The following is an 18,685-nucleotide window of genomic DNA, read 5'->3' on the forward strand; positions in this document are numbered from 1 at the left end:
TCCACAGGTCGGTCGCCCCGCGGGCCCCCGGGGCTCACTCGCCCTTGTCCGTCACGCCCGCGGAGTCGAAGGTGGCGACCTCGTGCATGACCCGCGCCGCGGCGCTGACCAGAGGGTGGGCGAGCAGCCCGCCGGTTCCCTCGCCGAGGCGCAGCCGCAGGTCGACGAGCGGGTCGAGCCCCAGGTGGGCCAGCGCCGCCGCGTGGCCCGGCTCGGCCGACCGGTGCCCGGCCAGGCAGTAGCCGATGGCGTCGGGCGCGATCGCGCCGGCCACCAGGGCCGCCGCCCCGGCGATCACCCCGTCCAGGATGACGGGCACCCGGGCCGCGGCGGCGCCGAGCACGAAACCGGCGATCGCCGCGTGCTCCAGGCCGCCGACCGCCGCGAGCACGCGCAGCGCCGCGTCCGGTCCGTCCGGTACGGCTCCCGCCTCGGTGATCCCGTTGACCCGCAGGCCCCGCCGTACGATCTCGATCTTGTGCTCGTAGGTGGCGTCGTCGACGCCGGTCCCCCGCCCGGTGACCCCGGCGGCGGGCCTGCCGGTGAACGCGCAGATCAGGGCGGCCGACGCGGTGGTGTTCGCGATGCCCATGTCGCCGGTGACCAGGCAGCGCGCGCCCGCGCCCACCAGGTCCCCGGCGATCTCGATGCCGACGGCCAGGGCTGCGCCGGCCTGCTCCGGCGTCATCGCGGGCCCCTGCGACAGGTCGGCCGTGCCGTACGCGACCTTGCGGGCGAGCAGCCGGGGCGCGGGCGGCAGGTCGGCCGCGACTCCCACGTCCACCACCGTCACCGACGCGCCCACCTCGGCGGCGAAGACGTTGGCGACGGCCCCTCCCGCGGTGAAGTTGGCCACCATCTGCGCGGTGACCTCCTGCGGCCAGGGGCTCACCCCCTGGGCGTGCACGCCGTGGTCGGCGGCGAAGATCGCCAGAGCGGCCGGGGACGGGAGCGGCGGCGGGCAGGTCCCGGCGATGCCCGCGAGCCGCACCGCGACGTCCTCGAGGACCCCGAGCGAGCCGCTCGGCTTGGTGAGCCTGTCCTGGTGGGCCCTGGCCTCCGCCATGGGGCCGGGCTCGACCGGGCGGATGGCGCCGATCGTCTCGCCGAGGGACGTCATGCTCTCTCCTTCTGTCGCCACCTGGTCCGGCCGCGGCGCCCCGATGCCGGCCCCTGCTCACCGGCCCTCTGCTCACCGGCCCTCTGCTCACCGGCCCCTGCTCACCGGGTACGGCCGGGCGGCCGCCGGAACCGGACCGGCGGGCGCGTCAGACGGCGCTGGCGACTCCGGGCTGGGCGAGGGGCCCGTCCGGCGCGTCGTCGCGGGGCTCCTCCCCCGCCTCGCCACGGCCGGCCACGCCGATCATGCTATCCGCCTCGATCTCGCCCTCCGCTTCCGGTTCGGGCATCTCGGCCTCGAGCGTCTCCATGTCGAGGACGTCCACGTCGAACTGTTCCGGATCCAGCGGCTCGGGATCGGTGTCGCGGGCCATGGTCAGGCGCGCGGCGATGGCGGTGACGAGGCCGGCGTCGGCCTCGCCGGCCGGGCCCACGTCCGGCTCCGCGCGCCTCGTGGGGAACGGCCGGGTCAGCGGCAGCACCGTGGACGAGCGGCTCGCGGCCGGCGACGAGGACTGCCCGCCCCCGGCGAGCGCCTCCTCGTACCTCTCGATCACCACGTCGGCGAGGCCCTCGCAGTCGCCGATCACCTCGGCGCAGCGGATGTCGAGGCCCTCGTGGTTGGCGCCGTACGCCAGCGCCTGCGCCCAGATGCGTTCGAGGACCGCGCCGGCGAACAGGACGTACGGCAGGACGATCACGCGCTTGGCGCCGAGCCTGCGGCAGCGCTCCAGGCCGCCGGGCACGCCGGGGCGGGTGTGCGAGACGTAGGCCGTCTCGACGGTCAGCAGGTCGGCGGCGTGGGTCTCCCAGAACAGCCGCGAGACCCGGTGGACCTCGGCGTTGACGGCGGGGTCGGTGGAGCCGTGCCCGACCAGGACGACCGCCGTCTCGCCGGGCGCGATCTCGGCGGGCGGCTCGTCGGTCACGAACCGCGGCATCTCCGCGCGGGCGTCGGCGAGCCTCTCCGCGAGCAGCTTGAGCACGCGCGGGTCGGGCCCGAGCGGGCGGCCGAGGTCGTATTCGAGCGTCGGGTGCCGCTCCTGCTCCAGGGCCATGGTGCCGGGGATGTCCCCGAGCGCGCGCCGGTCGCCGGTCAGGCTGAGCGGCACCGCGATCAGATGGTGGTGCCCCCGGGCCACGAGAGAGGCGATGGAGTCGCCGAGCGGGGGGCGGGCGTTCGTGATGAAGCCGCCGCTCACTTCGGCGGGAAGCCCGTCGAGGCGGCAGCGGAGGCGGTGAACGAACCTGCCGAACTCGGCGACCCCGGTCTCATCGTGAGTGCCGTGGCCGATGAGCAGCAGCGGCGGTTTCATCTGGTCGATCTCCCCTTGCAGTTGACCTGCGTCCGTTCACAATTCCCGCTCGCCGTCCGGGCCGGTTCACCCGGGCGCGCCGGGCCGGACTCTCCCGCGTCGGGACGCGCGCTCGCCGGCCGGCGGGAGGCTCACGGCTGGCGAGGATAGCCTTACGGCCCTCAATCATGGGGGCCGCTTGACCGAGCAGCCCAGCGACTAGGGCGATTCTTTACCTATTGCCATGAAATTTCCCCGTTGAGCATGCCGAAGAGTACGGCGTCGGCCCAGCCACCCGGAACCGGCAGCGCCTGCCGCATGATGCCCTCCTCGATGAACCCGGCCTTCCTCGCGACCGCCTGGCTGGCGCGGTTTCCCGTCGCTACCAGCAGATGGACACGGTGGAATCCGAGGTCGAACAGGTGGGCCGTGGCCAGCTGGGTGGCCTCCACCGCGTAACCCCTGCGGCGGGCCCACGGAGCGATCCAGTATCCCAGCTCGGCGTCCCCGCGCTCGTGGTCCTCGCGCTGCACGCCGATGGCTCCTGCGAGCCGTTCCCCGTCCTTCGGCTGTATCGCGAAGTTGCCACCATAGCCGGGGCCGTTCGCGTGCGCGAGCCGGGTGCACCACTCCAGCGCGCGCTCCAGCGTGTAGCCCTCGGCCCACGTCATCCAGCGGGCGATCTCGGGATCGCCCTTGACCGCGTCGACGACGTCGAACGCGTCGTGCCGGGAGAACGGCCGCAGGACCAGCCGCTCGCTCTCGATCCTGCGCCGCGGCACGGCCCGCTCGTCGCCGCGCAACCGCCCGAAGACCACGAGGTCGCGCGGGCCGTCGTCCTCGAATCCGGCGCCGCGCAGCAGTCCCTCACGGGTGAAGCCGGCCTTCTCCGCGACCCTGATCGAGGCGAGGTTGCCCGCGTCGGCCCGCAGTTCGATCCGGCGCAGCGGGCCCTCCCCGAGCAGGCGGCCGACGAGCCCGCGGACCGCCTCGGTCGCGTAGCCCCGGCCGCGGTGGGCGGGATGCACGCCGTATCCCACCTCCGCGGTGCCCGCGCCCCACTGGGCCTTGAAGACGCTGATCGACCCGACCACGCCCTCCCGCGCGTGCATCGCCAGGTGGATGCCCTGCCCCGAGCGCCACAGCTCGTGCACGCCGTACGACAGCCACTGCGCGATGCCCGAGGCGTGCCCGGGCGCGCCCGGCGGCAGCGCGGTGAGGTGCGCGCCGTCCTCGATGATCGCCCGCACCTGGCCCGCGTCTCCGGGGCCGAACGGCCGCAGGATCAGCCGTTCGGTGTTGACCGTCAGCCGCTCGTCGAACAATGCGTCACTCCATCACACGAGTGGATTTTCCGCTCGCCGCAGATTATGTGGGACACGGCCTCACCGCTCCCGATGTTTGGGGCAGGCGGTCCGGGTACGAGGCACGACAGTGACCCTAATCGGGAGGTGAGGTCATGAGTATCCAGCGCGGCAGCGACAAACACGGCCGCCGGCTCGACGAGGAGCAGAAGCACGAGACGCAAGGCCTCGTGCAGGGCGCCGGACGCACCCGGGTCGAGGAGTGGCGCGAGCCCGAGCCGACGCAGCAGCCCGAGGAGGACATGTCGCCGCCTCGCCGGCACCCACCCGGCCGTGAGCCCGGGACGCCGCTCGGCATCACCCCCGCCGACGTGGAGCGCCGCAGCCATCTCGCCACCTGGCTCAGCGACGCCGGCTTCCCCGCCGACCCGGCCAAGCTGCTCGCCCACGCCGAGCACAAGAACGCTCCCGACGCCGTGATCGACGCCGTACGGCGGCTGCCCGAAATGACGTTCCACAACATCGCGGAGGTGGCGGAGGCACTCGGACTCGGGGTGGAACGCCAGCGCTGGTAGGGAGGGCCCGTGAGACTGGACTTCATCCGCGGGCTGTACGAGCGGAGCGGCCCGTACGCCTCGGTATACGTGGACACCGACCGGTCGTCCGAGGGCGCGGCCAACGTGGTCCAGCGCCGCTGGGCCCAGCTCAGGGACCGGCTCGCCGAGGAGGGCGCGCCGGCCTCGGCCCTCGAGCCCATCGGCGAGCTCATGCTCGACCCGGTGTGGGCCGCGCCGGGGCGCGCGGTCTTCGCCAGGGAGGGCGAGGTCGTGCTCACCGAGGCGCTCGCCCATCGTCCGCGCCGGCAGACCGCGCGGTGGTCGCCGCTCCCCCACGTGGTGCCGTTGCTCGCGCAGCGCGGCGAGCACGTGCCGCACATCGAGGTGCTGGCCGACCGCGCCGGCGGCGAGGTGGTCGTCGTGGCCGACGGGCGGCGGCGGGAGCTGACGGTGGAGGTAGCGGAGGGGCCGCTCCAGAAGACCGGGGCGGGCGGCTGGTCGCAGGGCAACTTCGAGCGGGAGGTCGAGGAGACCTGGCGCCGCAACGCCGTGGCCGTCGCCGAGGTCGTGGAGAAGGAGGCGCACGGCATCGGCGCGGAGGTCGTGGTGCTGGCCGGCGATCCCAAGGCCCGCTCGCTCGTGACCGACTACCTCGCCAAGGACGTCGTACGGCGGCTGACGGTGGCCGAGCACGGCAGCCGGGCCCCGGGCGCCGACCTGGACCACTTCCGGCGGGAGGTCGAAGGCGCCTGCCGGGCCTGGACCGACCGGCGCTGCGAGGAGCTGCTGAACACGTACGCGGCGGGCAACGCCGTGACGGGGCTCACGGAGACGGCACGGGCGCTGCGCGACCGGCGGGTGGGCGCGGTGCTGATGCACGACGACCCGTCCTCCACGGCCACGATGTGGATCGGGCCCGAGCCCACGCAGCTGTCCACCGATCCCACGGAGCTGACCGCCTGGGGGGTCGAGCGGCCCGTGCGGGAACGCGCCGACGCCGCCCTCGCGCGGGCGGTGGCCGCGACCGACGCCGAGCTGTGGTTCGTCCCGCGCATCGAGTCGCCGGACGGCATCGGGGCGCTGCTGCGCTTCTGATCCGGGCTTCTGATCCGGGCTTCTGATCGGGGCTTCTGATCGGGGCTTCTGGTCCGGGCGGGCCTCAGCGCACGATCAGCACTTCGAGCGTGCGGGGGCCGTGGACGCCCTCGACCCGGTTCAGCTCGATGTCGCTGGTCGCCGAGGGACCGCTGATCCAGGTCAGGGGCCGCGCGGGGTCGAGTCGGGCGACGGCGTCCGGCACCGCCGCGACGATCTGCGCGGCGCGCACCACGCACAGGTGGTAGTCGGGCACCAGCGTGAGCGCCCGCCGGCCCTGGCCCGGCCCGGTGTCGAGGACGATCGTGCCGGTCTCGGCGATCGCGACCGCGCAGGTCGTCACCACACCGTCCACCGCGTCGAGGTCGGCGGCGCTCAGCGGCGGGTCGTCCGCGACCGCTTCCACACCCTCTGCGGCGAACCACCGCGGGGGGAACCCTCCGGGCACGACGATCCTGCGGGCCCCGCGCCCGGCGAGGGACCGCGCGACGCGCCCGGCCACGCCCGCCTCGTCCACCACGTGGACCACGGCGCGGTAGTCGCGGACCCGCTCCTCGTACAGGCGGATCTCGCCCGGGGCCGCGGACGGCCCGCGGTAGGCGCGGGTGATCCCGGCGTCGGGCACGCCCGCCAGGGCGCGGCGGACCCGGGCGAGGATCAGGTCGCGGGAGCTCATCGGCGTCCTCCGTCCGTGCGGTCCCACCATTCGCGGAACGACTCGCGGGGCACCTCCGGGAGGTCCCTGGTGTCGGTCCACCCGCCGAGCGGCCCCGGCAGCCTGCGGGGCACGAGCCGGCGCAGCCGTCCCCCGGCCCGCTGCAGGCGCGCCAGCCGTCCATGCCGTTCGAACACCCATCCGGCCGCCGCCATCCCGGCGCGCTCCGGCCAGGGGTGGCGGGCCCGGGAGCGCAGGTCCACCAGTACGGACGGGATGTCGATGGCCACCGGGCAGACCTCGTAGCAGGCGCCGCACAGCGAGGAGGCGTACGGCAGCGAGCGGTCCAGCTCCGAGCCCATGCCGCGCAGCTGCGGCGTCAGGATGGCCCCGATCGGCCCCGGATAGACCGAGCCGTACGCGTGGCCGCCGGTCCGTTCGTACACGGGACAGACGTTGAGGCAGGCCGAGCAGCGGATGCAGCGCAGCGCCTGCCGTCCCACCTCGTCGGCGAGCACGCGGGTGCGGCCGTTGTCGAGCAGCACGAGGTGGAACTCCTGGCCCTCGGCGGCGCCGGTCCACGTCGAGGTGTAGGGGTTCATCCGCTCTCCGGTGGAGCTGCGCGGCAGGAGCTGGAGGAAGACCTCCAGGTCGCGCCAGCTCGGCAGCACCTTCTCGATGCCGACCACGCTGATCAGCGTGCGCGGCAGCGTGAGGCACATGCGGCCGTTGCCCTCGGACTCCAGCACGACCATGGTGCCGGTCTCGGCGATCGCGAAGTTGGCCCCCGAGATCGCCACCTTGGTCTTCAGGAAGCGCTCGCGCAGGTGGAGCCGGGCCGCCTCGGCCAGCGCGGCGGGCTCGTCGGTCAGGTCCTCCGGGGCGGGCCGGCCCCAGCCGGACATGTGCTCGGCGAAGATCTCCCGGATCTCCGCGCGGTTGCGGTGGATCGCCGGGACGACGATGTGCGAGGGCCGGTCGTCGCCCAACTGCACGATGAGCTCGGCGAGGTCGGTCTCGTAGGCCGTGATGCCCTGCTCCAGCAGCGCCTCGTTGAGCCCGATCTCCTGGGTGGCCATCGACTTGACCTTGACGACCTCGGTCTCGCCCGTGGCCTTCACCAGGCCGGCGACGATCCGGTTGGCCTCGGCCGCGCCGGCGGCCCAGTGCACGTGGCCTCCGGCCGCCGTGACGGCCTCCTCCAGCTGGACCAGGTATCTGTCGAGGTTGCGGAGCGTGTGCTCCTTGATCGCCCGGCCGGCCTCGCGCAGCTCGGCCCAGTCGGGCGCCTCCGCCACGACGCTCGCCCGCCTGGCCCTGATGGTCCTGGTCGCCTTGCGCAGGTTGAACCGCAGCTGCGAGTCCCGTACGGCTCTCGCGGCGTTGCGGGGGAAGGGGCGGTCCGCCGGCATGCCGAGGAAGGTGACGCTCATCGGACCCCCGCCGTCTCGGTCGAACAGAGGATCTCGGCCAGGTGCATCACCCGCACGCCGGACTTCTGCCGGCCGAGCATGCCGCCGATGTGCATCAGGCACGAGTTGTCGGCCGCGCACAGCACCTCGGCGCCGGTGTCGAGGACGGCGCGCACCTTGTCGGCGCACATCGCCGCCGAGACGTCGGCGTTCTTGATCGCGAAGGTGCCGCCGAAGCCGCAGCACTCCTCGGCGTCTGCCAGCGGCACCAGTTCCAGCCCTTTGACCTGGCGTAACAGCGTCAGCGGACGGTCGCCCAGGTGGATGCCGCGCAGCGAGTGGCACGTCGGGTGGTAGGTGACCCGGTGCGGGAAGTACGCCCCCACGTCGGTCACCCCGAGCACGTCGACCAGGAACTCGGTCAGCTCGTAGGTCCTGGGCACGACCCGCGCCACCGCGTCGGCGAAGGGTCCCCGCGATCCGGCCAGCTTAGGGTACTGCTCGCGGATCATGGCCGCGCACGAGCCCGAGGGGACGACGACCGCGTCGTAGCCGCGCAACGCCGCCACGCCGCGCCGCGCCAGCCGTACGGCCTCGTCCCGGTAGCCGGTGTTGGCGTGCATCTGCCCGCAGCAGGTCTGGGCGCGGGGGAAGTCGGCCTCCACGCCCAGACGGCGCAGCAGGCGCACGACCGCCCGCCCGGTGTCCGGGAAGAGCGTGTCGTTGACGCAGGTGACGAACAGGGCTACCCGCACATGCCCTCCCGGCGTGTATGGTCAGACCAAATATGGTCAGACCATACATCCTGGTTCGCCCCCGGCGACATCCGAGTGAGGAGCCGCGGTGACCACCGAAGAACGCCGGCGTACGGACGCCCGCCCGCGCGCCTTCGAGGAGGTGCTCGCCCGGATCGAGGAGCGCATCGCGGCCGACGGCCTGACCGTCGGCGACCGGCTGCCGGGCGAACGCCGGCTCGCCGAGCAGCTCGGCGTCGGCCGGTCGTCGGTCCGGGAGGCGCTGCGCGTGCTGGAGACCCTCGGCGTGGTCACGCCGCAGGTCGGCCGGGGCCCGGACGCGGGGGCGGTGCTCACCTCCCGCCCGGGAAGCGCGCTCACCGACCTGCTCCGTGTGCATCTCGGTCTCGCCACGCTCTCGATGCGCGAGGTGATCGACACGCGGCTGATGATCGAGCAGTGGGCCGCGGCCCGGGCGGCGGCTGCCACGGACACGGCCTCCACAGACACGGCCTCCACAGACACGGCCTCCACAGACACGGCCTCCACGCGCACGGCGACGACGCGGATGGCGGAGGCGATCGCGGCCATGGACGCGGCCCGCGACCCCGCCGAGTTCGTCGAGCACGACATCGCGTTCCACCTGGCCCTCGCCGAGGCGTCGGGCAACCGGCTGATCGTGGCGGTCATGCGGGCGCTGCGCGACGCCGTGCGCCGCTACGCCGTGGACGCCGTCGTACGGCTCGGCGACACCGGCGGGCTGCAGGACGACCACCGGCGCATCCACCGGGCGATCGAGGACGGCGACGCGGGCGCCGCCGCCGCCGCGGTCGCCGGGCACCTCGCCCGCGCCTATCCGGAGTCTGGCCCGGATTCATAGAACGTGTTCTAATCACGCGTGTGGCCGATGATCTGAGACTCGGGCTGAACCTCGGGTACTGGCAGCGGAACGCCGACGACGCGACCGAGGTGGTGCTCGCCGCCGAGCGCCTCGGCTACGAGTCGGTGTGGACCGCCGAGGCGTACGGCAGCGACGCGTTCACCCCCCTGGCCTGGTACGGCGCCAGGACCAGCCGCATCAAGCTCGGCACCAGCGTGGCCCAGTTGTCCGCCCGTCCCCCGGTGACCACGGCGATGACCGCGATGACGCTCGACCACCTCACCGGCGGGCGGCTGCTGCTCGGCGTCGGCGCCTCCGGCCCGCAGGTCGTGGAGGGCTGGTACGGCCGGCCGTTCGCCGCGCCGCTCGCCCGCACCCGCGAGTACGTCGAGATCATGCGGAAGGTGTGGCGGCGGGAGGAGCCGGTGACGAGCCCCGGCCCGCACTATCCGCTGCCGCTGCCCGGCGGCCTCGGCAAGCCGCTCAAGCTGATCACCCATCCGCTCCGCCCCGACATCCCGGTCTACCTGGGCGCCGAGGGCCCGAAGAACGTGGCGCTCGCCGCCGAGATCGGGCAGGGCTGGCTGCCGCTGTTCGCCTTCCCCGAGAAGATCGAGGCGATGTACGGCGACGCCCTGGCCGGCGCGAAACCGGGGTTCGACGTCGCCGCCATGGTCATGGTGGTCGTCACCGAGGACCTGCGGGCCGCGCTCGACGGCGTGAAGATGATGCTGACCCTCTACATCGGCGGCATGGGGGCGAAGACCCGCAACTTCCACGCCGACATCATCGGCAGGATGGGCTACGCCGAGGAGGCCGGCCGCATCCAGGAGCTGTACCTGGCCGGCCGCCGCGACGAGGCGTTCGCCGCCATCCCCGACGAGCTGGCCGACGGCATCGCGCTCCTCGGCCCGCTCGGCCGCATCCGGGAGCGGCTGGAGCTGTGGCGCCGCAGCCCGGTCACCACGCTGCTCGTCATGGGCCCCCGCGACGAGCCCACGCTCAGAGCCGTACGGGATCTGGTCCTCGGGTGAGCGCCGCACGGCCGGCCGCCGCGGCGGCGAAGGCCCGCACCAGCGGGTGCGGCTGCCTTTCGGCCAGCTCGGGCTGGAACAGCGTGACCAGATAGAAGGGGTGACCGGGCAGCTCCGCCACCCGCGCCTCGCCCTGGTCGTCGTGCCCGGTGAAGCGCAGGCCGCCGGCCTCCAGCGCTTCCAGGTAGGCGGGATCGGGGCCGTAGGAGCAGAAGTAGCGCTCCACGGTGCGGTCCGCGCCGACGACGCGCTCGGCGAGCGAGCCGGGGGTGAGGCGCACGGCCGCCTCGTGCCCGGCGAGGGAGCAGGACAGCTGCCTGATCAGCGGGTTCGGGGCGCCCGGGTCGTTCTCGGCATGGCTGACGACGAGCCCGCACACGTGACGGGCGTACTCCAGCAGCGCGTGCTGGAAGCCGGCACAGGTGCCGAGCAGCGGGATCGCGTGCTCGCGTGCGGTCCGGGCGGCCGTGATCGCCCCCTGCTCGCTGCGGTACGGGCTGCCGGGCAGGATCCAGACGCCGTCGAACCCGCCGAGGCCGTCGACCTCGTCGGTCCTGATCCAGTAGGCGTCGAGGTCCAGCCCTTCGCGCTCGCGCAGCGCGCCGAGGATGAGCGGGACGCGCGTGTGGGAGCGGACGGTGGGCGACCGGTCGCCCACCAGCGCGATGCGGGGTCTCATGGCCTCCATGCTGGCGACGTGCGAACTTAATGACAAATGATGATTTACGGGCCTTGCATAAGAGATGCTGATGCCCGTGGATCCTCATCTGCTGCGCACGTTCGTGACCGTGGTCGCCGAAGGGTCGTTCTCGGCGGCGGCCGACCGGCTCGGCTACACCCAGTCAGCGGTCTCCCAGCAGATCGCGGCGCTGGAGGCCGACCTCGGGGCGCCGCTGCTCGGCCGCCGTCCCGTACGGCCGACCCGGGCGGGCGAACGCCTGCTGGAGCACGCCGGCCCGCTGCTGCTGCGGCTGCGGGCCGCGCGGGCGGACGTGGCGCGGCTGTCCGCCGGGCCGCGGACGCTGACCGTCGCCGCCGGCCCGCTCACCCTGACGGCGGGCACGGTGGCGGCGCTGGCCGGGGTGACGACGGTACGCGTCGCGGGCGCGGCGGCGGCCGTGGCGCTGGTGGCCTCGGGCGAGGCCGATCTCGCGCTGGTCGACGGCCCGGCGGCGCCCTCCGACCCGCTGAACCTTCCCGAGGCGGGACCGCTCACCACCGTGGGCGTGCGGGAGGAGGAGCTGGTCGTCGTGCTGCCGGAGGGGCATCCGCTGGCGGGCCGCGCCGGTCTGCGGCTGGACGACCTGGCGGACGCCGTGTGGGTCGACGCCGCGGAGGTGATGCCACTCGACCGCCTGCGCGCGGTGGCGCGGCTCGACGGGCTGCGGCCCGGCATCCGCTACGAGGGCCACGATCCGGCGGTCGCGGCGCGCCTGGCCGCGGCCGGGCACGGCCTGACCCTGCTGCCCGCGTCCGCCGCGCCGTGCGGGGTGCGGGTGCCGCTGGTCGCGCCGCGGATCGTGCACCGGGTCGAGCTGGTGCACGCGGCCCTCCCGCCCGGCCCCGCCGCCGAGGTCGTCCGCGCGCTCACCTCGTGAGCGGCAGGCCACCGCGGCGCGCACGGCGGTGCGCGGCAAGGGGGTGCGTACGAGGCGGGTGGCCGGGTGCGGTCGCCGCCCGGCAGGCGACCGGGCGGCCCGGCGGTCAGGTGCGGCGGGCGGCCCAGACGGTGCGCTCGGTGCGTACGGCGAGGTCGTCGCGGCGCAGGATGCTGTGCGGGCTGTCGACGTCCAGGAGTTCGTCGAGGGCGGCGAGGTCCTCAGGGCTGAGTGCGGGTGCGGCGGCGCCGCGGATGCGCTGCAGGCTGCGGTGGGCGTAGCGGCCGACGGCCTCGCTGCGACTGCCTTCGATGTTGACGGTGATGATGCGCTCGTCCTCGACGGTGAACCCGGCGGCGGCCAGCATCGGCCCCCAGTCGGCGCCGCGGTGCGGGACGTGTTCGGCGTGGAAGGCGTCGGTCGCCCTGTGGGCGCGCTCCTCGAGTCCCGGCCGGCCTTCGGGGGCGTCGGCGGGCAGGAAGCGGGGGAAGCCGTCCAGCTCGACGACGGCGAACAGCCCGCCCGGCGCGAGAAGTTCGTGGACACCGCGCAGTGCGCGGTCGGGGTGGGCCATGTGGTGCATCGACGCGGAGGCCCACACCAGGTCCGGTGTGCCGAGGTCGGGCCAGTGGCTGGTGTCGAGGTCGGCCTGCACGGTGCGCACCCGGTCCGGGACGCCGCGGGCGCATGCCCTCTCACTCAGGAGCCGCAGGTGGCCGACGGAGGCGTCGACCGCGGTGACGTGCGCCTCCGGGAAGCGTTCGAGGAGCGCGAAGGTGCCCGCGCCGGTGCCGCAGCCCAGGTCCACGATCTGGCGCGGCTCGGCCTTCAGCGGCAGCCAGGCGGTGATGGATGCGATGTGCTCGGCGAGGACCTCGGCGTCCAGGTCGAGGATCTCCGCCTGGCCGCCGTCGTCGTGCTCCTGGTGGTGGCCGTGCGAGCCGCCGTGGTTGAGAGTGTGCTCGTGCGCTGGGGTCATGCCGTCACCGTAAGCACCACATGCGCCTGCCGCACGACTCCTTGCGAGATACGCAAACAGGTTGCTTGATGTGCTGCCTGCCGCGCAAGGCCATCCCGCAGGTGGCGGCGGAACTCCGTACTCGCGAGGGTGCTACTCGCGGGGGCCCCGCGCGCCGTCACGCTCGCCGGTCTCGCCCGCGTCGCGCTGGTGGCCGCGGCGCGCGTCACGGTCGAAGATGCCCATGATCTCGCACGGGCCGCCCGCGGCTCCGATCGCGTGCGGCATCATGGTGGGGAACTCGGCGGCCTGGTTGGTCTCGATGCGGAACCGGCGGTTGCCGAGCATAAGGACCGCGGCGCCGGAGAGCACGACGAGCCATTCCCGGCCGGGGTGGGCGCGCATGCGGGCGGGATTGTCCGGCGGAGGTTCGGTCATGCGCTGACGCATGACGCTCATGCCGGGGTCGCCCTTGATGGGCCAGCGCATCAGGCCGTGGGCACTGTCGATCACCGGGCTGATGACGACGTCGTCCGCGGCGCTCTCCACGAGCTGGTCGAGGGTGGTGTCCAGGGCGCGGGCGAGGATGACGAGCTGGTCCAGGGCGAGGCGGCGCTGCCCGTTCTCGATCCGGCTCAGCGATGACTGGCTGAGGTTGGCGCGGGCGGCCAGCTCTTCCAGTGACCAGCCCTGTGCGACGCGCAGCGCGCGGATCCGTTTGCGTACGAGGCTGTCCAGCGCCCCATCTTCTTGCGTCATAGGCAACATCCTATGCCTCAGCTGCAATGCGGGCCTAACGTCGAACGCAGATGGTCCGGCACGAGGGCCCAGGTACGACGAAAGGGCGCGACTGTCTGCGCAGACGTCCCGCCACGAGAGCGGCACCTGCCCGCCGAGACCGTGGACGCGGTGGCCGGCGACGGGTCCTGTCCCGGCGCTGGTTCCGCATGCCCTTTCTCGAGAGGAAATCATGAGTAGCAACCAGCCTCCCCTGACGGCGGCGGCGCCGGTAAACGGCGCGGGCACGCCGGACGCGCGTCAGCTGCGCGCGATCCTGATCACCGTGTCGATCGCGCTGATGGCCGTGATCGCGTCGGTCTCCGGCCTCAACGTCGCCCAGACCCACATGGCCGTCGAGTGGGGCGCCTCGCAGACCACCGTCCTGTGGATCATCAATGTTCACACCCTTGCCCTGGCAGCTCTGCTGCTGCCGCTCGGTGCGCTCGGTGACCGATTGGGCCGCAAGCCCATGCTGATCGCCGGACTGATCACCTTCGGGGCGGCCGGCGTCGTCGCCGGGCTCGCCCCGTCGGCCGCGGTGATGATCGGCGCCCGTGTGGCCGCGGGCATCGGCGCCGCGATGATCATGCCGATCACGCTGGCCGTCATCACCTCCACGTTCCCCGAGGAGGAACGGGGCAAGGCCGTCGGCGTATGGACCGGCGTCGCCGGAGGCGGCGGCATCCTGGGCATGTTCCTGTCCGCGTTCCTCGTGGACGTCGCGGGCTGGCGGTGGCTGTTCGCGCTGCCCGTGATACTGGTCGTCGTCGCGCTGGCGATGACCCTGAAGTCGGTGCCCGACTCCCGCGAACGCTCCACCCATTCCTTCGACACCATCGGCGCATGGCTGTCCGCCATCGCCGTGACCGGGCTCATCTTCGTCCTGCAGGAAGGCCCCGAGCGCGGCTGGACCGACCCCCTCTCCCTGATCAGCCTGGCCGTCGGTGCCGTCGCCGGCATCGCCTTCGTGGCCTGGGAGCTGCACCGCGGCAACGCATCCCTGCTGGACGTACGCCTCTTCCGTGAGCGCGGCCTGGCCGGCGGCTCCATCACGCTGCTCGTCGTCTTCGGCGTCCAGGCCGGTATCGCCGTTGTGCTCTTCCCGTTCTTCCAGGCCGTGCTGGGCTGGTCGGGCCTGCTGTCCACCGTGGCGATGATGCCCATGGCCGTCATGATGATGACGACGTCCGGCCTGGCCCCCAAGATGACCGCCCGAATCGGCGCCCGATCCACCATGGCCGTGGGCATCGCCCTGTCCACCCTCGGCCTCGCGCTGATGGCGCTGTTCGTCTCCGTCGACGGCGGTTACCTGTCCATCCTCGCCGGCATGCTCGCCATGGGCATCGGCATGGGCCTGTCGATGACGCCCTCCACCGAGGCCATCACCGGCTCCCTGCCCCGCGCCAAGCAGGGCGTCGCCTCGGCCCTCAACGACGTCACCCGCGAATTCGGCACCGCCCTGGGCGTCGCGATGCTCGGTGCGCTCCTGGCCAACGGCTACCGCAGCGCCATCGACGACAAGCTCGGCGGCATCCCCCGGGGGGCCGCCGACACCGCACGCGAAGGCATCGCCAACGCCGTCGAGGTGGCCCCGAGCACTGGCAGCCACGCCCGGGACCTGCTCCACACCGCGCAGCAGTCCTTCGCCGACGGCTGGCAGCAGGCCATGTGGGCAGGCGTCGCCGTCATGGGCGCGCTGCTCGTCTACGTCGCTCTTCGCGGGCCGAAGGGCGCAGACCTCGCCGTCGCGGACGAGGCGGAGACCACGGAGACCGTCGCCGTCCGGTGATCGCGTGACAACTGGGCGGGTCATCCGTCGATCACGTGGGTGGCCGGCGACCCCGGGACCCCATCCGGGGCCGGGGTGTTCCGACGCCCGCCGAAACGTCCCGGCGGCTCGCCGCGAAGGTGGGAAGAGGCCCTTTTCCCCAGGCGTACGAAGATCGGATTAGCGGCGGCGCGGACGGGATAAGAGTGAGGCAGGTCACACACCCGGCGCGGGGGGAGAACAGATGCGGTCCACGTCGTCAGCGGTGAACCGGGCGGCGGCCGGCGTGTACGCGGCCCTCGCCGCCCAGGTCGTCTCGGTGGCCGCGCTGGCCGTGTTCGAGGAGTCCCGGGGCAGCCGGCTGGCCTCGCAGATCGCGGCCTTCGGCGGGGATCCCGCCGCTCCGGCCGCGCGGGCCGTCAGCGGCGCGGCGACGACGTTCGCCGTGCTGGTCCTCGCGCTTCTCACCGCCACCGTGACCGCCGCGCTCGCCTACCTGTCCTGGCTGCGGCAGGTGCGCCCGGCCACGCCGCCCGTCGCGCTCGCGGCGGCGTGCCTCGTGCCGGGGGTGAACCTGGTGGTCCCGCTGTTCCTGACGGACCTCGCCTGGCGTGAGGCCCCCGCGAAACCGCACGGCCGCCCGGCGGACCGCACGCGGCGGGCGAACGGCCCGGGGACCGCGGGCGGCACCGGCGGGCCGGCGGAGCGCACCCGGTGGCTGGTGCTCCTCGCCTGCTGGTGGGTGAGCTGGCTGGCGGCGCTCGGGCTGGCGTTCGCGGGCCCGGCGCGGGAGGGGCTGACCGGCCTCGGCACGCCGCAGGCCGCCGCGGCCGCCGTCGCGGCGCTCCTGTGCGCCTCGGCCGTCCGCGAGGTCACCGCCCGGCACACGGGCGCGGGGCACGGCCGCGCGGCGCGGCCCGCGCCCCGGCCGCAGGTCCGCCTCAACCATGGTCTCGACCCTGCCGCCCCCGGCCCTGCCCTCGACCAGGCCGAACGGCCGTCCGGCAGGCCCGTCGCGGCGGCGCCGGCCGGCCGGGCGGCACGCGCCGGGCGCTCGGACGGCGGGGAGGATCACCGGCCGGGCGACGGCCCCGAGCTGCCGGAGCTGGCGTGCCAGAGCCGCCGCTGGGGCTCCCCCGGGTGGCCGAGGAACCGCCCCTCCCGTGCGGCCGGCGGAGCGCCGTTGTCGGAGTAGGGCGACACCCGGAAGCCGTTGCCGTACTCGATGGGCCGCGGCCCGGCATCCGCTACGGGGGTAGCGATACGGCCGTCGCCGCGCGCCCGGTCGCGGCCGGGCACGGCCTGCCCCTGCTGCCCGCGTCCGCCGCGCCACGCCGGGCCGACCATGCGTGCCTTCATCGACGCGCACGTCGCGTGACTGGCCGTCTTCCGCCTGCCCGCCCACGCCACGCCTCCGAGCGCAACCCGGCCGAGGGAATGTGGGCTTTCATCGTCCATTCATCACCCGGACCGGCCGCACGCTCGAACCGCCGTAGCCGGAAACCCCAGCCTTCCGACCTCGGTATCACCCTTTTTGGTCATGGCGCTTTCCGGGGGCTGGACCGGTGTGTCACGCCGCTGACGAGCCGAGATTCTCGGCACCTTACGTCAGAGAGGGTTCACCTCGTGGCCATCCGACGCATGATCGCCGTCAGTGGAAAAGCGATACCTTTCCACGGGTAGCCATTGTCCCGATATATGCCACAGTTACCCATACTCGCAAAATGCTCCTCTTTTAGGTGGAATATGTATCGCACACGCCGATTATTATTATCGTCCCGTCGTGTCCTTATTTCCGTGCTGTCCATCGTGGTAGCCACTGCGATGGTGGTGTCCCTCGCCCCCGTCACTCCGGCGCGAGCGGCGGCCCGGGACCTCACCATCACACTCAACGCCTCCGACCTCGGGGTGACCCCTTCCGTCCTTCGGGACATGGTCCCGGAGATGCAGGCGGAGATCAGAGAGCACGGCGGACTGGGCGACACGCTCAAGGAGGCGGTCACGGACAGCCCGACCCCTGTGAGTCCCACCGTCGACACCTCGGTGTGGCCGAATTTCGGCGGCACGGTGAACGTGACCCCCGACGGCGCCGGCCTGGTCCTCACCATCCCGGCCGCGGAGATAACCACCTCCAGCTTCTGGCAGCAGGTCGCCACCACGGCGATCGCCTGGGTCGTCGGATACGGGCTCAGGATGCTGTGCATCGCGTCCTTCACAGCCAGCGGGGTGCTCGCCGCGACCATCCCCCTGATCTGCACCCCCCTGCAAACCACCGTCACCGGCATCATGGCGGCGCTCGTGTCGCACGCGTTCGCGGGAGACCTGGGCTCCCCTGAGGCGACCAGGGACATCATCATCGCCGGGATACTCGGACTGGCCGGGGGCTACATCTGGGAGAGATACCTCTCTCCGTGGGCGAAGGCCAATCTCGCCGATGCCATCAAGAGGGCCGGCACCTGGATCAGGTCCCAGGTGCCCTGGGTCGACTCCTGGTTCGGAGGCGTGGTCGCCCAGAGGGTGGAGCAGCTCGGCTGGCGGTTCCAGGAGCTGGAAGACCTCATCGCCGAAGAGACGGCGGCATGGGCCGGGGTCTCCTCGAACCTTCAGCGCAATCTGCGGATCATGGCGCTGGGCGACTCGATCACCTACGGCGCGGGCAGTTCGAACGGAGGCGGTTACCGGCCGGCTCTCAGCACCATGTTGAGAGAAGACGGGGCCACCGTCACGTTCGTCGGCTCACAGCACTCGGGCCCGGCGCCCGACGCCCACGAGGGGCACTCCGGCTGGACGATCTCCCAGGTCGCCGGGATCACGGACTCGGCGATGGCCACGTATCGGCCCAACGTGGTGCTGCTGCACATCGGCACCAACGACATGAACAACAACGACGACCCGGACGGCGCGCCGGCCAGGCTCGGCGGGCTCATCGACCAGATCTTCCGGGCCGACCCCAATGTGACCCTCCTGGTCTCGACCGTCGTCCCGTCCAACTGGGGGCCGACCCAGGAGCGGATCCTGCGGTTCAACAAGGCGGTCCGGTCGGAGATAGGGGCGCGGTGGGTCGCCGGCAAGCACGTCTACATGGTCAATATGAACCCGGTGACGCTCACCGATCTGGCCGACCTCCTGCACCCCAACGACTCCGGCTACCTGAAGATGGCGGCATTGTTCTACCGCGGCCTGGTGGACGTGGGACGGGCCGGATGGATAGCGGCATCCGACGGCGGGACCCCGGCCGGCGGCCCCGTCAGGGGCTGGTTTCCCCAGAACACGATCGCGTCCGGGACCTTCGGCGGAGCCACCGGCAGAGTCGTCTACGCCGACATCGACGGTGACCATAAGGCCGACTACCTCCAGGTCAACTCCAACGGCTCCGTCCAGGCCTGGCTGAACGGCGGCCCCAACCCCAAGGAGCCCACTGGCAGCGACTGGTACTGGTGGCCGCAGGGCACCATCGCCGGCGGCGTCGGCGCACCCGGCGGCAACATCCGCTTCG

17 protein-coding genes are annotated in these 18,685 nt (G+C 73.1%); 8 read left to right on the forward strand and 9 right to left on the reverse strand.

The annotated features are described in order from the left end of the window. Positions 1-34: 34 nt before the first annotated feature. The 3 genes from cobT to AAH991_RS29575 all read right to left on the reverse strand — a co-directional run bounded on the left by cobT (position 35) and on the right by AAH991_RS29575 (position 3,739). A complete protein-coding gene (gene cobT, locus AAH991_RS29565) occupies positions 35-1,120 on the reverse strand; it encodes a nicotinate-nucleotide--dimethylbenzimidazole phosphoribosyltransferase (protein ID WP_346229201.1) in 1,086 nt (361 codons plus the stop codon). A 148-nt stretch (positions 1,121-1,268) separates the two neighbouring features. Beyond that, a complete protein-coding gene (locus AAH991_RS29570) occupies positions 1,269-2,435 on the reverse strand; it encodes a sirohydrochlorin chelatase (RefSeq protein ID WP_346229202.1) in 1,167 nt (388 codons plus the stop codon). A gap of 215 nt (positions 2,436-2,650) precedes the next feature. Beyond that, positions 2,651-3,739: a GNAT family N-acetyltransferase gene (locus AAH991_RS29575; RefSeq protein ID WP_346229203.1), complete on the reverse strand. Its 1,089-nt coding sequence runs from the start codon at positions 3,737-3,739 to the stop codon at positions 2,651-2,653. Between the two features lie 134 nt (positions 3,740-3,873). On the opposite strand from AAH991_RS29575, the gene AAH991_RS29580 reads away from it, so the two are divergent. Together AAH991_RS29580 and AAH991_RS29585 are read left to right on the forward strand one after the other, a co-directional pair. Next, positions 3,874-4,293, forward strand: coding sequence for a DUF2795 domain-containing protein (locus AAH991_RS29580; protein WP_076435018.1), 420 nt, complete (start codon positions 3,874-3,876; stop codon positions 4,291-4,293). 9 nt (positions 4,294-4,302) lie between these two features. Then, positions 4,303-5,370, forward strand: a complete 1,068-nt coding sequence (locus AAH991_RS29585) for a baeRF2 domain-containing protein (protein ID WP_346229204.1) — start codon at positions 4,303-4,305, stop codon at positions 5,368-5,370. Between the two features lie 64 nt (positions 5,371-5,434). On the opposite strand, the gene AAH991_RS29590 is transcribed toward AAH991_RS29585, so the two are convergent. The 3 genes from AAH991_RS29590 to AAH991_RS29600 are packed head-to-tail and all read right to left on the reverse strand — an operon-like array spanning position 5,435 to position 8,192. Next, positions 5,435-6,046: a LutC/YkgG family protein gene (locus AAH991_RS29590; protein ID WP_346229205.1), complete on the reverse strand. Its 612-nt coding sequence runs from the start codon at positions 6,044-6,046 to the stop codon at positions 5,435-5,437. Next, positions 6,043-7,458: a lactate utilization protein B gene (locus AAH991_RS29595; RefSeq protein ID WP_346229206.1), complete on the reverse strand. Its 1,416-nt coding sequence runs from the start codon at positions 7,456-7,458 to the stop codon at positions 6,043-6,045. Before AAH991_RS29595 ends, AAH991_RS29590 begins: the two co-directional genes overlap by 4 nt. Continuing rightward, the gene (locus AAH991_RS29600) at positions 7,455-8,192 is read right to left on the reverse strand and encodes a (Fe-S)-binding protein (RefSeq protein ID WP_346229207.1); all 738 of its coding nucleotides are present in this window, start codon (positions 8,190-8,192) and stop codon (positions 7,455-7,457) included. Before AAH991_RS29600 ends, AAH991_RS29595 begins: the two co-directional genes overlap by 4 nt. A gap of 88 nt (positions 8,193-8,280) precedes the next feature. On the opposite strand from AAH991_RS29600, the gene AAH991_RS29605 reads away from it, so the two are divergent. Then, the gene (locus AAH991_RS29605) at positions 8,281-9,051 is read left to right on the forward strand and encodes a FadR/GntR family transcriptional regulator (RefSeq protein WP_346229208.1); all 771 of its coding nucleotides are present in this window, start codon (positions 8,281-8,283) and stop codon (positions 9,049-9,051) included. A gap of 20 nt (positions 9,052-9,071) precedes the next feature. After that, positions 9,072-10,085 (forward strand): LLM class F420-dependent oxidoreductase, encoded by a 1,014-nt coding sequence (locus AAH991_RS29610; protein ID WP_346229209.1) that lies wholly within the window; start codon positions 9,072-9,074, stop codon positions 10,083-10,085. On the opposite strand, the gene AAH991_RS29615 is transcribed toward AAH991_RS29610, so the two are convergent. Continuing rightward, positions 10,054-10,764, reverse strand: a complete 711-nt coding sequence (locus AAH991_RS29615; protein WP_346229210.1) for a CTP synthase C-terminal region-related (seleno)protein — start codon at positions 10,762-10,764, stop codon at positions 10,054-10,056. The genes AAH991_RS29610 and AAH991_RS29615 overlap by 32 nt on opposite strands. 76 nt (positions 10,765-10,840) lie before the next feature. On the opposite strand from AAH991_RS29615, the gene AAH991_RS29620 reads away from it, so the two are divergent. After that, positions 10,841-11,683, forward strand: a complete 843-nt coding sequence (locus AAH991_RS29620) for a LysR family transcriptional regulator (protein ID WP_346229211.1) — start codon at positions 10,841-10,843, stop codon at positions 11,681-11,683. A 106-nt stretch (positions 11,684-11,789) separates the two neighbouring features. Here AAH991_RS29620 and AAH991_RS29625 read toward each other — a convergent pair whose 3' ends face one another. Both AAH991_RS29625 and AAH991_RS29630 read right to left on the reverse strand, forming a co-directional pair. After that, positions 11,790-12,662 (reverse strand): class I SAM-dependent methyltransferase, encoded by an 873-nt coding sequence (locus AAH991_RS29625; protein ID WP_346229212.1) that lies wholly within the window; start codon positions 12,660-12,662, stop codon positions 11,790-11,792. A gap of 132 nt (positions 12,663-12,794) precedes the next feature. Next, complete coding sequence (locus AAH991_RS29630; protein ID WP_346229213.1) at positions 12,795-13,400, reverse strand: helix-turn-helix domain-containing protein; 606 nt, start codon at positions 13,398-13,400, stop codon at positions 12,795-12,797. Positions 13,401-13,611: 211 nt separating this feature from the next. Between AAH991_RS29630 and AAH991_RS29635 the strand changes: the two genes are divergently transcribed. From AAH991_RS29635 to AAH991_RS29645, 3 genes are all read left to right on the forward strand, one after another. Next, positions 13,612-15,210, forward strand: coding sequence for an MFS transporter (locus AAH991_RS29635; protein WP_346229214.1), 1,599 nt, complete (start codon positions 13,612-13,614; stop codon positions 15,208-15,210). Positions 15,211-15,433: 223 nt separating this feature from the next. Beyond that, positions 15,434-16,384, forward strand: a complete 951-nt coding sequence (locus AAH991_RS29640; RefSeq protein ID WP_346229215.1) for a hypothetical protein — start codon at positions 15,434-15,436, stop codon at positions 16,382-16,384. Positions 16,385-16,986: 602 nt separating this feature from the next. Further along, a partial coding sequence (locus AAH991_RS29645; protein ID WP_346229216.1) for an SGNH/GDSL hydrolase family protein occupies positions 16,987-18,685 on the forward strand: 1,699 nt, incomplete at its 3' end.

Source organism: Microbispora sp. ZYX-F-249, assembly GCF_039649665.1.
Classification (GTDB): Bacteria; Actinomycetota; Actinomycetes; order Streptosporangiales; family Streptosporangiaceae; genus Microbispora; species Microbispora maris.

Bases quoted from the DNA above. Each gene is read 5' to 3' on its own strand.
- AAH991_RS29635 (WP_346229214.1), top strand. From the start codon at position 13,612: ATGAGTAGCAACCAGCCTCCCCTGACGGCGGCGGCGCCGGTAAACGGC.
- AAH991_RS29615 (WP_346229210.1), bottom strand. From the start codon at position 10,764: ATGAGACCCCGCATCGCGCTGGTGGGCGACCGGTCGCCCACCGTCCGC.
- AAH991_RS29625 (WP_346229212.1), bottom strand. From the start codon at position 12,662: ATGACCCCAGCGCACGAGCACACTCTCAACCACGGCGGCTCGCACGGC.
- AAH991_RS29580 (WP_076435018.1), top strand. From the start codon at position 3,874: ATGAGTATCCAGCGCGGCAGCGACAAACACGGCCGCCGGCTCGACGAG.
- AAH991_RS29595 (WP_346229206.1), bottom strand. From the start codon at position 7,458: ATGAGCGTCACCTTCCTCGGCATGCCGGCGGACCGCCCCTTCCCCCGC.
- AAH991_RS29630 (WP_346229213.1), bottom strand. From the start codon at position 13,400: ATGACGCAAGAAGATGGGGCGCTGGACAGCCTCGTACGCAAACGGATC.
- AAH991_RS29570 (WP_346229202.1), bottom strand. From the start codon at position 2,435: ATGAAACCGCCGCTGCTGCTCATCGGCCACGGCACTCACGATGAGACC.
- AAH991_RS29590 (WP_346229205.1), bottom strand. From the start codon at position 6,046: ATGAGCTCCCGCGACCTGATCCTCGCCCGGGTCCGCCGCGCCCTGGCG.
- cobT (WP_346229201.1), bottom strand. From the start codon at position 1,120: ATGACGTCCCTCGGCGAGACGATCGGCGCCATCCGCCCGGTCGAGCCC.
- AAH991_RS29640 (WP_346229215.1), top strand. From the start codon at position 15,434: ATGCGGTCCACGTCGTCAGCGGTGAACCGGGCGGCGGCCGGCGTGTAC.